This is a genomic window from Pseudomonas sp. H2_A10, assembly GCF_054680085.1.
Genome location: NZ_CP162821.1, coordinates 19,327 through 32,414 on the forward strand (window position 1 = coordinate 19,327; position 13,088 = coordinate 32,414).

The window sequence follows — 13,088 nt, forward strand, 5'->3', positions numbered from 1 at the left end:
GGAGATCAAAAAAAGTGGGAGAGGATCACCCCTCCCACTTTTTTGTTCAGCCGCGCTCAGGAATCAGTGGTGCTCGCGGGTCGCGCGGAATTTCACGTCCGGCCAACGCTCTTCCATCAATGCCAGGTTGACCCGTGTCGGGGCCAGGTAGGTCAGGTGGCCGCCGCCGTCCACCGCGAGGTTTTCCACGGCCTTGTTGGAGAACTCTTCCAGCTTCTTCTTATCGCCGCACTCGATCCAGCGCGCGGAGTACACGGTGATCGGCTCGTAGGAGCACTCGACCTTGTATTCCTCTTTCAGGCGGCTGGCCACCACATCGAACTGCAGCACACCGACGGCGCCGAGGATGATGTCGTTGCTGCGCTCGGGGAAGAACACCTGGGTGGCGCCCTCTTCCGCCAATTGCTGCAGGCCCTGGCGCAGTTGCTTGGATTTGAGCGGATCACGCAGGCGTACGCGGCGGAACAGTTCCGGGGCGAAGTGCGGGATACCGGTGAAGCCCAGCGCTTCGCCTTCGGTGAAGGTGTCGCCGATCTGGATGGTGCCGTGGTTGTGCAGGCCGATGATGTCGCCGGCAAACGCCTCTTCCAGTTGCTCACGCTCGGAGGAGAAAAACGTCAGGGCATCGCCGATGCGCACGTCCTTGCCGGTGCGCACGTGGCGCATCTTCATGCCTTTTTCGTATTTGCCGGAGCAGATGCGCATGAAGGCAATGCGGTCGCGGTGCTTGGGGTCCATGTTCGCCTGGATCTTGAACACGAAGCCGGTGAATTTTTCTTCGACCGGTTCCACCGTGCGCTCATTGGCGACACGGGCCAGGGGTTTCGGCGCCCAGTCCACGACGGCGTCGAGCACATGGTCGACACCGAAGTTGCCCAGGGCCGTCCCGAAGAACACCGGGGTCAACTGGCCGTCGAGGAATTCCTGCTGGTTGAACTCATGGCAGGCGCCCTGCACCAGTTCCAGCTGGTCGACAAAGCGGTCGTACTCGTCACCCAGGTGGGCGCGGGCTTCGTCCGAGTCGAGCTTCTCGATGATCTTGGTTTCGGTGCGTTCGTGACCGTGGCCGGCGGTGTAGACAATGATGTAGTCGTCGGCCAGGTGGTACACACCCTTGAAGTCGCGGTAGCAACCGATCGGCCAGGTGATCGGCGCGGCCTTGATTTTCAGGACCGCTTCGATTTCATCCAACAGCTCGATGGGGTCGCGGATGTCGCGGTCGAGTTTGTTGATGAAGCTGACGATCGGCGTGTCACGCAGACGGCACACGTCCATCAGCGCGATGGTGCGTGGCTCGACGCCCTTACCGCCGTCGAGGACCATCAAGGCCGAGTCCACCGCCGTGAGGGTACGGTAGGTGTCTTCGGAGAAGTCTTCGTGGCCCGGGGTGTCGAGCAGGTTGACCATGTGGTCGCGATACGGGAACTGCATGACCGACGTGGTAATGGAAATACCCCGCTGCTTCTCCATCTCCATCCAGTCGGATGTTGCATGGCGGTCGGATTTGCGCGACTTCACCGTGCCGGCCACAGCGATTGCCTTGCCCATCAGCAACAGCTTCTCGGTGATGGTGGTTTTACCGGCATCGGGGTGGGAAATAATGGCGAAAGTGCGGCGTTTCGCGACTTCGGCGGCCTGGTGGGTCATGGGAAATCGCCTGGCAGGTGAGTCAAAAAAGGGCGGCGAGTATAGCGCAAACGCGAGGGCACGGACCACCGTTGGGCCCATCAGGGGTGGCTAAATGCGCCCAAGTGTGGAACCTTTTAAAAGGTGGAGACGTCCACTCCCCTGCTACCGCACTCGGAACAGGGGCTGAAAAATCAGCAAGTTAGCCTTACGAGGCTGCGCTCATGGCTCGATACATACCGCGTTGCCGGTATCGACGAGCTGCTTTTCGCGACCACACTCAAAGGCAGCCAGCAATGGCATTGCCGCCGGAGAATGTGTTCGCCGACAAAAGAAAAAAGGAGTCCGCCTGTGGCTATTCGCTATGGCAAAGGGCTTATAGGAGGCGCGGTTGTCGTCGCGCTCCTGGCCCTGCTGGTCCACTGGATCGGCATCAACACGATCGAACTGTACCGCGACGATTTGTTGTTTTACCTGCAAGCACATTTGATCCTCGTTCTAGCCTCCATGCTGGCGGCCCTCGTTGTGGGCATCCCCGCCGGTATCCTGCTCAGCCGACCGAACATGGTCGGGCGCGCAGAACGCTTCATGCAGATCTTCAACATCGGTAATACCGTCCCTCCCCTGGCCGTACTGGCCATCGCTCTCGGCGTCCTTGGCATCGGCAGTGGCCCGGCCATCTTCGCGCTGTTCCTTGCCTCCCTGCTGCCCATCGTGCGCAACACCTACGAAGGCCTGAAAAACGTTCAAGGTTCGCTCAAGGAAGCCGCCACCGGCATCGGCATGACGCCGCGCCAGGTGCTGTTTCGCGTGGAGTTGCCCAACGCGGTGCCGATCATCATCGGCGGTGTGCGCGTGGCCCTGGCGATTAACGTCGGCACCGCGCCGCTGGCCTTCCTGATTGGCGCCAACAGCCTGGGCAGCCTGATCTTCCCCGGCATCGCCCTGAACAATCAGCCGCAACTGCTGCTCGGCGCCGCGTGCACCGCATTGCTGGCATTGCTGCTCGACGGTTTGGTGACCATGGCCAGCCGCCTCTGGCTGGAGCGCGGAGTACGCGCGTCTTAAGGCTTGCCCAAGGAAATCACATGAAAAAACTAAGCTTGATATTAGGCTGCGCCCTGCTGCTTGCAGGCATTGCGCAAGCCGCCGAAAAACCCGTGATCCGTATCGGCGCCCGGGTGTTCACCGAACAGACCCTGCTCGCCGAAATCACGTCCCAGTACTTGCGTACCAAGGGCTACGATGCTCGCGTGACCGGCGGCCTGGGCAGCAACCTGGCGCGCAGTGCCCAGGAAAGCGGGCAACTGGATTTGATCTGGGAATACACCGGCGTGTCGTTGGTGGCCTACAACCACATCGATGAAAAACTCGACAGCGAACAGTCTTACGCCCGTGTGAAAGAACTCGACGCGAAAAAAGGCCTGGTCTGGCTGTCGCCGTCGCGTTTCAGCAACACCTACGCCCTGGCGCTGCCGGAGAAAGTCGCCGAGCAACATCCCGAGATCAACAGCATCAGCGACCTCACCAAGGCCATGACGCAAGACACCAAGGAACACCGCCTGGTCGCCCTGGACACTGAGTTCGCCAACCGCTCCGACGGCCTGGCGGGCATGGTCAAGCTGTACGACATGAACCTGACGCGCAAGAACACCCGGCAGATGGACGCTGGCCTGGTCTATACCGCGCTGCGTAACGGCCAGGTGTTCGCCGGTTTGGTCTACACCACCGACGGTCGCTTGAATGCGTTCAAATTGAAGCTGCTCGAAGACGACAAGCACTACTTCCCGGACTACACCGCAGCCCCCGTGATCCGCCAGGAATACCTGGACCAGCATCCGCAGCTGGCCGCCGAACTCAAGCCACTGGCCAACCTGTTCGACGATGAAACCATGCGCCAACTGAACGCTCGGGTCGACGTCGGCCATGAAAGCCCGTCCACCGTTGCCGCCGACTTCCTGCGCCAACACCCCATCAACTAAAGAGGAGAAGACATGGAATTTTTAAACGCCTTTTCCCATCTTGATTGGGCCCAGGTCCTGCACCTGACCTGGCAGCACATCACCCTGGTCGGCATCGCGGTGATCCTCGCGATTTTTATCGGCGTGCCGCTGGGCATCCTGATGACACGTTTCCCGACCCTGGCCGGCCCGTTGCAGGCCAGCGCGACGGTGCTGCTGACCGTGCCGTCCATCGCCCTGTTTGGCCTGCTGCTGCCGTTCTACTCCACGTTCGGTCAGGGCCTGGGGCCGATGCCGGCGATCACCGCCGTGTTCCTCTACTCCCTGCTGCCGATCATGCGTAACACCTACCTGGCCCTGACCGGCGTCGAGCCCGGCATACGCGAAGCCGCCAGAGGCATCGGCATGACCTTCGGCCAGCGCCTGCGCATGGTCGAGCTGCCGATCGCCGTGCCGGTGATCCTCGCCGGTGTGCGCACCGCCGTGGTGATGAATATCGGTGTGATGACCATCGCCGCCACCATCGGCGCCGGTGGCCTGGGTGTACTTATTCTGGCTTCCATCAGCCGCAGCGATATGTCGATGCTGATCGTCGGCGCCGTGCTGGTCAGTCTCCTGGCCATCTTCGCCGACCTGCTTCTGCAGTGGTTGCAACGCTCGCTGACTCCAAAAGGATTACTCAAATGATCGAACTTCAAAACCTGTCCAAGACTTTTCAAAGCAACGGCAAAACCGTGACTGCCGTTAACGACGTAAGCCTGACCGTCAATGAAGGCGAAATTTGCGTGTTCCTCGGTCCCTCGGGCTGCGGCAAAAGCACCACGCTGAAAATGATCAACCGCCTGATCAAGCCCACCTCGGGCAAGATCCTGATCAACGGCGAAGACACCACTGACCTTGACGAAGTGACCCTGCGTCGCAACATCGGCTACGTCATCCAGCAGATCGGCCTGTTCCCCAACATGACCATCGAGGAGAACATCGTGGTCGTGCCCAAGCTGCTCGGCTGGGACAAGCAGAAATGCCACGACCGCGCCCGCGAGTTGATGAGCATGATCAAGCTGGAGCCCAAGCAGTACCTGCACCGCTACCCGCGTGAATTGTCGGGCGGGCAGCAACAGCGCATCGGTGTAATCCGCGCCCTGGCGGCGGATGCGCCCTTGCTGCTGATGGATGAGCCGTTCGGCGCGGTCGACCCGATCAACCGCGAAATGATCCAGAACGAGTTCTTCGAGATGCAACGCGCGCTGAACAAGACCGTGATCATGGTCAGCCACGACATCGATGAAGCGATCAAGCTGGGCGACAAGATTGCGATCTTCCGCGCCGGCAAGCTGTTGCAGATCGACCATCCGGACACCTTGCTGGCCCACCCGGCCGACGAGTTCGTCAGCAACTTCGTGGGCCAGGACAGCACCCTCAAGCGCCTGTTGCTGGTGAAGGCCGAAGACGCAGCCGACAACGCCCCCTCGGTGAGCCCGGAAACGCCGGTGGCCGAAGCGCTGGAGTTGATGGACGAAACGGACCGCCGTTATGTGGTGGTCACCTGCGCCGAGAACAAGGCGCTGGGTTATGTGCGTCGTCGCGACCTGCACCGCCAGGCCGGCACTTGCGGCCAGTACCTGCGCGAGTTCAATGCCACGGCGGCGTATGACGAGCATTTGCGCATCCTGCTGTCGCGCATGTACGAGTTCAACCGTTCGTGGTTGCCGGTGATGGATGCGGAGCGCGTGTTCCTGGGTGAAGTGACCCAGGAGTCGATTGCCGAGTACCTGAGCTCCGGTAAGTCGCGTGGGGGCAAGACCAGTATTGTTTCGCCTGCCGAAACCGCCCTCGCCTGATCTGAACTGACACGACGCCGTTCAAAATGTGGGAGGGGGCATGCCCCTCCCACTTGGGCCTCCCGTGTGTCAGCGAAATACCGTCGATTTGCCTCATCCGGGGAACATCAATCCGTCACACCGGTCGGTTACATAAGTAGCTGCACGCCATCGCGCGACGAACGCGTGCAGAAACGCGACATTTTTAGTTGATCCCACGCCCATCAAGCCCTAAAGTTCGCGCCGAACGTCCATGCTGGAAACGATCCATCCGGCTCAAGTACTGACGACGAGACAGCAAGGCCAAGGGAAGCGGTAACTCCCATGGCCTTTTTGCTTTCGGCGACATGCCTTGGGAAGTAGGCGAACCAAAGTGGGGATACGGAGGACGTTCAGTTGCACCCATTGATTAATACAGTTTGCCCTTAGGAGTTCCCAGCATGTCGATCAACGTCGAAGACTATTTCGCACGCGCCACTTTTGACAAAATGAAGGCGTTTGCCGACAAGCAAGAAACCCCGTTCGTGGTGATCGATACCGCGATGATCAGCCAGGCCTACGACGACCTGCGCGCCGGTTTCGAATTCGCCAAAGTGTATTACGCGGTCAAGGCCAACCCGGCCGTCGAAATCATCGACCTGCTCAAGGACAAAGGCTCGAGCTTCGACATCGCCTCGATCTATGAGCTGGACAAGGTCATGGACCGCGGCGTCAGCGCCGACCGTATCAGCTACGGCAACACCATCAAAAAATCCAAAGACATCCGCTACTTCTATGAGAAGGGCGTGCGCCTGTTCTCCACCGACTCCGAAGCCGACCTGCGCAACATCGCCAAGGCCGCGCCGGGTTCGAAAGTGTATGTGCGTATCCTCACCGAAGGCTCGACCACGGCTGACTGGCCGTTGTCGCGCAAATTCGGCTGCCAGACCGACATGGCCATGGACCTGCTGATCCTGGCCCGTGACCTGGGCCTGGTGCCTTACGGCATCTCCTTCCACGTCGGCTCGCAACAGCGCGACATCAGCGTGTGGGACGCGGCGATCGCCAAGGTCAAAGTGATTTTCGAACGCCTGAAGGAAGAAGACGGCATCCATCTCAAGCTGATCAACATGGGTGGCGGCTTCCCGGCCAACTACATCACCCGCACCAACAGCCTGGAAACCTACGCAGAAGAAATCATCCGCTTCCTCAAGGAAGACTTCGGCGACGACCTGCCGGAAATCATCCTGGAGCCGGGCCGTTCGCTGATCGCCAACGCCGGCATCCTGGTCAGTGAAGTGGTGCTGGTAGCGCGCAAATCGCGTACCGCCGTGGAACGTTGGGTGTACACGGATGTGGGCAAGTTCTCCGGCCTGATCGAAACCATGGACGAAGCCATCAAGTTCCCGATCTGGACCGAGAAGAAAGGCGAGATGGAAGAAGTGGTCATCGCCGGCCCCACCTGCGACAGCGCCGACATCATGTACGAAAACTACAAGTACGGCCTGCCGCTGAACCTGGCGATCGGTGATCGTCTGTACTGGCTGTCGACCGGTGCGTACACCACCAGCTACAGCGCGGTTGAGTTCAATGGCTTTCCACCGTTGAAGTCGTTTTATGTTTAACAGCAGCAGCAAGTTTTAAGCTGCAAGAAAAACCCATGACGTGTCATGGGTTTTTTTATGCCTCGGGAAGGCTGGCGGCGCGTTGTCGGTAGGCCTCGGCCATCGCGCGAATCGGCGGATCGTTGGCCGCCGCCAGCGCCTTGTGGGCCACCCGCAAAAACTTCAGATTGCCGCCGGCAAGCGCTTTGTGCAGCCACTCCAGCGCCGCCTCGACCTGGCCTCTATCCGCCAGCACCGCCGCATAACTGAACTGCCCACGGAAATCCCCGCCTTCGGCTGAGCGGCGATACCAGTCCACGGCGGCCTGCGGGTCCCTCGGGCAATACAGGCCGTCTTCCAGGTAGCGCCCCAGCAGGTTCATCGACTTGGCGTGGCCCTGCTCCGCCGCCAGACGATACAAGCGCAGTGCTTGCGGCTGGTCCTCAGCCACACCGCGACCGGTCGCCAGCAGGTTGGCGTAGTTGTACTGCGCCCAATCCAGCCCCGCCTCGGCGGCCAGACGGTATTGTTGCGCCGCCGCGACCGCATCGGCCGGGCAGCCCCAGCCATGTTCCAGGCAACGCGCGACCATATTGCGCGCCATCAGGTGACCGCCCTGCGCCGCGATGCGAAACCAGCGCAGCGCCAGCGCTTCATCACGGGCAATACCGCGTCCTTGCAGCAGGATTTGCCCGAGCAGGGCCTGGGCATCGACCACGCCCTCCTTCGCCGCGATCAGGATCGCCTGGGCGGCGCGCACCGGCGAGTCGTCAAGCATGCGCTGCAATTGTTCGACGTTGAGCACTTCTGCGCGGCGCAATAAAAACCCCATCTCAGACCTCCACCCAGCGACGCAACAGGTTGTGGTAGGTGCCGGTGAGCTGGATCAACGCCGGGTGGTCGGGTACGTCGGCGGTCAGTTGCCGGATCGCACCGTCCATCTCGAACAACAGGGTGCGCTGGCTGTCTTCGCGCACCAGGCTTTGGGTCCAGAAGAACGAGGCGTAGCGCGCGCCACGGGTTACGGCGTTGACTTTGTGCAGGCTCGAGCCTGGGTACAGCACCATGTCGCCGGCGGGCAACTTGACGCGCTGCAGGCCGAAGGTGTCCTGGATCTCCAATTCGCCGCCGTCGTATTCGTCGGGGTCGCTGAAGAACAGGGTGGATGACAGATCAGTGCGCACACGCTCGTGGCTGCCTTTGGGCTGGCGCACCGCGTTATCGATATGAAAGTCGAAACTGCCGCGGTGTTTCGCACCGAGAAGAAAAACACGCGCATCCTGGTCGACGCGCTCACCTACCAGAATGCCGGTGAATCCCAGGTCGATGGCATCGAGTTGTCCGCCAGCGGCAAGCTCACCGATCACTGGCAAGTGTTCGCCGGCTACAGTTATCTGGACAGCGAGTTGGTCAAGGCCGGTCGTAACGGGCGCAACGGGGTAATCAGCGCCGGTTCCAACGAGGGCAACCAAATGCCCAACACGCCGAAGAACAGCTTCAGCCTGTGGACCACCTACGACGTCACCGCGAAGCTGACCGTCGGCGGCGGCGCGTTCTATGTCGACGACGTTTACGGTGATGTGGGCAACACCGTTTACGTGCCGTCGTACACCCGCTACGACGCCATGGCCAGCTACAAGCTGACCAAGAACGTCGACTTGCAACTGAACGTGCAAAACCTGACCGACAAGGTCTACTACGACAAGGCCTACGGCTCGCACTTCGCCAACCAGGCGGCTGGGCGTACGGCATTGTTGACCACCAGCTTCCACTTCTAAACCGCCGCGACACGCAGCAAACAGCCCCACGCATCGGATGCGCGGGGCTTTTTTATGTAAAACAGAATGTTTCTCGACAAGCCACGGCATAATGCGCGCCGTGCCCTACATACCCAGATAGACGAGGCGGTCAGACGTGTTGAAGAAAACCCTGTTCCAGTTGCACTGGTTCTTCGGCATCACTGCCGGGCTGGTGCTGGCCTTGATGGGGATCACCGGGGCGGCGGTCTCGTTTCAGGATGAACTACTGCGCGCGCTCAACCCCAGCGTACTGAGCGTAGAAAAACGCGAAGCCGGCGTGCTGCCACCCGCCGAACTGGTGCGCAAACTGGAAGCCACCGAAGGCAAAACCGTGGCCATGCTCTGGGTAGAACGCGACAGCGGCCTCGCCGCACGCGTGTCCTTCACCCCGCCGCCGGGCGAGCGCCGGGGCCAGATGCGCTACTTCGACCCCTACACCGGCGACTATCGGGGTGATGTGGTCGGCCAGGACTTCTTCGGCTTTATCCTGCAATTGCACCGTTTCCTCGCCATGGGTGAAACCGGGCGGCAGATCACCGGCGCCTGCACCCTGATCCTGGTGTTCTTCTGCCTCTCCGGCCTGTACCTGCGCTGGCCGCGCCAGGTCGCGAACTGGCGTGCGTGGCTGACCCTGGACTGGCGCAAAAAGGGCCGCAGTTTCAATTGGGACCTGCACTCGGTATTCGGCACCTGGTGCCTGTTGGCCTATCTGCTGGCAGCGTTGACGGGCCTGTCCTGGTCCTACGACTGGTACAGCCAGGGCCTGACCAAGCTGCTGTCCGACGCCCCGCAAAACGAACGGGTGCGCACACGCGGCCCAGCCCCCGCCGGCCCGGCGCCGGTCGCCAATTACGAGGCGATCTGGAGCAGTATCTACAGCAACGCCGGCCCCGGCTTGAGCGCCTACAACATCCGTATGCCGGCAGTCGCCGGGCAGCCCGCCACGGTCTATTACCTACTGCAAAACTCACCCCATGACCGCGCGCTGAACCAGATCAACCTGGACCCGGCCACCGGCGAGGTCAAATCCCACGATCAGTACGCCAACAAAAGCTTCAAGGCGCAGTTGCTGACCAGCCTTTACGCACTGCACACCGGCAGCTATTTCGGCCTGACCGGGCGCATTCTCCTCACCCTCAGCTCGATGCTGATGCCGTTGTTCTTTATCACCGGCTGGCTGCTGTACCTGGACCGTCGTCGCAAAAAGCGCCAGGTGCGCGATGCCCGCCAAGGCCTCGGCGCCAACCACAGCGATGCGCCGGCCTGGCTGATCGGCTTTGCCAGCCAGAGCGGTTTTGCCGAACAGCTGGCCTGGCAGACCGCCGCGCAATTGCAGGCGGCCGGCCTGCCGGTGAAGGTGCAGCCGCTGGGTAGCGTCAGCCAGGATGACCTGTGCCAATCGCACCACGCACTGTTTGTGGTGAGCACCTTCGGCGACGGCGAAGCGCCCGACAGCGCCCGCGGTTTCGAACGCAGCGTGCTTGGGCAAGCCCTCTCCCTCAAGGGCCTGAACTACTCGGTGCTGGCCCTGGGTGATCGCCAGTACGAGCACTTCTGCGGCTTTGCCCGGCGCCTGCATTTCTGGTTGACCAACCAGGGCGGCAACCCGCTGTTCGCCCCGGTGGAAGTGGACAGCGGCGACACCGCCGCGCTGCTGCATTGGCAACAACAACTGGGGCAACTGACCGGCCACGCGCCCGCAACGGCATGGCCCACCGCGCAGTACGAACTCTGGACGCTCAGCCAGCGCCGCCTGCTCAACGCCAACAGCAGCGGCTCGGCGGTATACCTGCTGGGCCTCACCCCGCCCAAGCCGCACACCTGGCAAGCCGGTGACCTGGTGGAAGTGCTGCCGCGCAACTGCCCATCGGCCCTCGAGCACTTCCTTGACGGCCTGGGCCTGGCGGGCAGCGACGATGTACTGATCGACGGGCTGGCGCAGCCTCTCAACCAGGCCCTGGCCAGCCGTCAACTGCCGGACAACCGCACCCATCTGGTCGGCCTGCACGCCCAGGCGCTGGTGGACGCGCTGGTGCCCCTGGGCATGCGTGAATATTCCATCGCCTCGATTGCCAGCGACGGCGTCCTGGAACTGATCGTGCGCCAGGAACGCCACCCCGACGGCAGCCTGGGCCTGGGTTCGGGTTGGCTCACCGAGTACGCGGCGGTCGGCTCGGGCATCAGCCTGCGCCTGCGGCGCAACAGTGGTTTCCATCTGCCGGATGCGCCGGTGCCGCTGATTCTGTTGGGCAACGGCACCGGCCTCGCCGGACTGCGCAGCCTGCTTAAGGCACGCATTGCCGATGGCCAGCAGCGCAACTGGTTGTTGTTCGGCGAACGCAATATCGCCCACGACTATCTGTGCCGGGATGAGCTGCAAAGCTGGCTGGCCAGCGGTGATCTGGCCTTGCTGGACCTGGCGTTCTCGCGGGATCAGGCAGAGAAGATCTACGTACAGGACCGACTGCGCGAATCGGCGGATGTCGTGCGCAAATGGCTGGCCGATGGCGCGGCGATTTATGTGTGCGGCAGTTTGCAGGGGATGGCGGCGGGCGTGGATCAGGCACTGCTGGATATCCTCGGACGTGAGGCGGTGGAACGCTTGATCGAGCAAGGCCGTTACCGTAGAGACGTGTACTGACGCGATCCAATGTGGGAGGGGGCTTGCTCCCTCCCACATTTGGATTGCATTTCAAGTCAGGTTGGTTGCAGCTTCTGTTGGAACACCGAGATCCCATCCAAGTCCCGCAATATCACGGTCAACTCCGCCGTCTGACCATCGATGTTCACCTCGCCAAAAAACTGAAACCCGGCAAATGGGGAGGTGTTTTGCGCCGGCGGTGCCTTCTCGAACACCACCTCCGGGCCAAAGGTTTTATCCAATGGATTGGGCCCGAAGCTCCCCGCATTCAGGGGCCCGGCGACAAACTCCCAGAACGGCTCGAAATCCTGGAACGCTGCGCGGTCCGGGTGATAGTGATGCGCTGCGCAGTAGTGCACATCCGCCGTCAGCCACAGGTGGTTACGCACCTGTTGCGCCCTTAAAAAGCCCAGCAGCTCGGCAATTTCCAGCTCGCGACCTTGCGCCGCGCCAGGGTCACCATTGGCAATGGCTTCCCAGCGTGGCACGCCGGGGCTGACTTCACCGTCGGGTACACCCAGGCCAATCGGCATATCCGCGGCAATTACCTTCCACTGCGCCGTGGAAGCCTTGAGTTCGCGCTTGAGCCAATCGAGTTGCTCGCGGCCCAGGAAGGGTTTGGCGCCGCCCAGGTTGTCATCGTTGCCACCGCGATAGCTGCGCATGTCGAGCACGAACACATCCAGCAACGGGCCGTAGCTGAGCTTGCGATAAATCCGCCCACCGCCGTCGGCGCTCTGCAGGCGCATCGGCGCATATTCGAGCCAGGCCTGACGCGCGCGCCCCACCAAGGTGTTGACGTCCTTGGTCTGGTAACGCTCATCGAGCTGCTTGCTTGGCGACCAGTTATTCACCACCTCGTGGTCGTCCCACTGCCAGATCTGCGGCACCTCGGCATTGAAGCGGCGCACGTTTTCATCCAGCAGGTTGTAGCGGTAATTACCGCGATATTCGTCAAGGGTTTGGGCGACCTTGCTCTTGGCTTCGGTGGTGATGTTGCGCCAGATGCGCCCGTCCTCGGTGGTCAGTTGCGTCGGTACCGGGCCGTCGGCGTAGATGGTGTCGCCGCTGTGGATAAAGAAGTCCGGCAGGCGCAGGCGCATGGCTTCGTAGATGCGCATGCCGCCGATGTCCGGGTTGATGCCGAAGCCCTGGCCGACGGTGTCGCCACTCCACACAAAGCGGATGTCGCGCCGCTGTTGCGGCACGCTGCGCAGGTGGCCAAACCAGGGCTCGCTGGCGATGCCCGTCTGGGCATCTTCGAAGTGCACGCGGTAGAAAATCGCCTGGTCGGCGGGCAGCCCGCTGAGTTCAACGCGGGCGGTAAAGTCGCTGCGGTTATCGGCCAGCGGCGAAACGAATCGACGCGGGTTGCTGAAGACACTGCGGGTGTCCCACTCCACCACCATGCGCGCCGGGCGGTCGCTGCGGCTCCAGATCATGGCGCGGTCGCCAAGCAGGTCGCCGGACTGCACACCGTCAGTGAGTTGCGGCCGGTCCTTGACCGACGCGATCACCGCAGGCGCCAGGCCCGGCAGCAAAAGACCGGCGCCGACGGCTTGCATCACGCGGCGACGGCCCAGATCGAAGTGGCTCATGCGGGTGCCCTCTTGAGAATCAAAAGGGCACTTAAACACGCAGGAATGAAGCGAATGTGA

9 protein-coding genes and 2 pseudogenes are annotated in these 13,088 nt (G+C 61.8%); 7 read left to right on the forward strand and 4 right to left on the reverse strand.

What is annotated here, in order from left to right; translation table 11 throughout:
- Positions 1-63: 63 nt before the first annotated feature.
- The gene (locus tag AB4O23_RS00080) at positions 64-1,647 is read right to left on the reverse strand and encodes a peptide chain release factor 3 (RefSeq protein WP_017530137.1); all 1,584 of its coding nucleotides are present in this window, start codon (positions 1,645-1,647) and stop codon (positions 64-66) included.
- 294 nt (positions 1,648-1,941) lie between these two features.
- Between AB4O23_RS00080 and AB4O23_RS00085 the strand changes: the two genes are divergently transcribed.
- From AB4O23_RS00085 to AB4O23_RS00105, 5 genes are all read left to right on the forward strand, one after another.
- Complete coding sequence (locus AB4O23_RS00085; protein ID WP_263290767.1) at positions 1,942-2,694, forward strand: ABC transporter permease; 753 nt, start codon at positions 1,942-1,944, stop codon at positions 2,692-2,694.
- Positions 2,695-2,714: 20 nt separating this feature from the next.
- Entirely contained in the window at positions 2,715-3,608 is an 894-nt protein-coding gene (locus AB4O23_RS00090) for a glycine betaine ABC transporter substrate-binding protein (RefSeq protein WP_137219978.1), read from the forward strand.
- A 12-nt stretch (positions 3,609-3,620) separates the two neighbouring features.
- The gene (locus AB4O23_RS00095) at positions 3,621-4,274 is read left to right on the forward strand and encodes an ABC transporter permease (RefSeq protein ID WP_017530140.1); all 654 of its coding nucleotides are present in this window, start codon (positions 3,621-3,623) and stop codon (positions 4,272-4,274) included.
- Positions 4,271-5,428: an osmoprotectant ABC transporter ATP-binding protein OsmV gene (locus tag AB4O23_RS00100; RefSeq protein ID WP_017530141.1), complete on the forward strand. Its 1,158-nt coding sequence runs from the start codon at positions 4,271-4,273 to the stop codon at positions 5,426-5,428. The genes AB4O23_RS00095 and AB4O23_RS00100 overlap by 4 nt, the downstream gene beginning before the upstream one ends.
- 419 nt (positions 5,429-5,847) lie before the next feature.
- Positions 5,848-7,011, forward strand: a complete 1,164-nt coding sequence (locus AB4O23_RS00105; RefSeq protein ID WP_014716890.1) for a type III PLP-dependent enzyme — start codon at positions 5,848-5,850, stop codon at positions 7,009-7,011.
- 55 nt (positions 7,012-7,066) lie between these two features.
- Here AB4O23_RS00105 and AB4O23_RS00110 read toward each other — a convergent pair whose 3' ends face one another.
- Together AB4O23_RS00110 and AB4O23_RS00115 are read right to left on the reverse strand one after the other, a co-directional pair.
- Positions 7,067-7,822 carry a tetratricopeptide repeat protein gene (locus AB4O23_RS00110; RefSeq protein WP_065877303.1) on the reverse strand — a complete coding sequence of 252 codons (756 nt, stop codon included), beginning with the start codon at positions 7,820-7,822 and terminating at the stop codon, positions 7,067-7,069.
- Position 7,823: 1 nt separating this feature from the next.
- Positions 7,824-8,234, reverse strand: a pseudogene (locus AB4O23_RS00115) (Fe2+-dependent dioxygenase); the annotation flags it as partial.
- Here AB4O23_RS00115 and AB4O23_RS00120 point away from each other — a divergent pair.
- Both AB4O23_RS00120 and AB4O23_RS00125 read left to right on the forward strand, forming a co-directional pair.
- A pseudogene (locus AB4O23_RS00120) lies at positions 8,229-8,768 on the forward strand (TonB-dependent receptor); the annotation flags it as partial. The pseudogenes AB4O23_RS00115 and AB4O23_RS00120 sit on opposite strands and share 6 nt — an antisense overlap.
- Positions 8,769-8,904: 136 nt before the next feature.
- Positions 8,905-11,430, forward strand: coding sequence for a PepSY domain-containing protein (locus AB4O23_RS00125; RefSeq protein ID WP_068938060.1), 2,526 nt, complete (start codon positions 8,905-8,907; stop codon positions 11,428-11,430).
- Between the two features lie 56 nt (positions 11,431-11,486).
- Here AB4O23_RS00125 and AB4O23_RS00130 read toward each other — a convergent pair whose 3' ends face one another.
- Complete coding sequence (locus AB4O23_RS00130) at positions 11,487-13,028, reverse strand: alkaline phosphatase D family protein (RefSeq protein ID WP_135196375.1); 1,542 nt, start codon at positions 13,026-13,028, stop codon at positions 11,487-11,489.
- Positions 13,029-13,088 lie beyond the last annotated feature (60 nt).

Excerpts from the sequence above, each read along its gene's own strand:
- AB4O23_RS00095 (WP_017530140.1), top strand. The coding sequence starts at position 3,621 with ATGGAATTTTTAAACGCCTTTTCCCATCTTGATTGGGCCCAGGTCCTG.
- AB4O23_RS00110 (WP_065877303.1), bottom strand. The coding sequence starts at position 7,822 with ATGGGGTTTTTATTGCGCCGCGCAGAAGTGCTCAACGTCGAACAATTG.
- AB4O23_RS00130 (WP_135196375.1), bottom strand. The coding sequence starts at position 13,028 with ATGAGCCACTTCGATCTGGGCCGTCGCCGCGTGATGCAAGCCGTCGGC.
- AB4O23_RS00100 (WP_017530141.1), top strand. The coding sequence starts at position 4,271 with ATGATCGAACTTCAAAACCTGTCCAAGACTTTTCAAAGCAACGGCAAA.
- AB4O23_RS00085 (WP_263290767.1), top strand. The coding sequence starts at position 1,942 with ATGTGTTCGCCGACAAAAGAAAAAAGGAGTCCGCCTGTGGCTATTCGC.
- AB4O23_RS00080 (WP_017530137.1), bottom strand. The coding sequence starts at position 1,647 with ATGACCCACCAGGCCGCCGAAGTCGCGAAACGCCGCACTTTCGCCATT.
- AB4O23_RS00090 (WP_137219978.1), top strand. The coding sequence starts at position 2,715 with ATGAAAAAACTAAGCTTGATATTAGGCTGCGCCCTGCTGCTTGCAGGC.
- AB4O23_RS00105 (WP_014716890.1), top strand. The coding sequence starts at position 5,848 with ATGTCGATCAACGTCGAAGACTATTTCGCACGCGCCACTTTTGACAAA.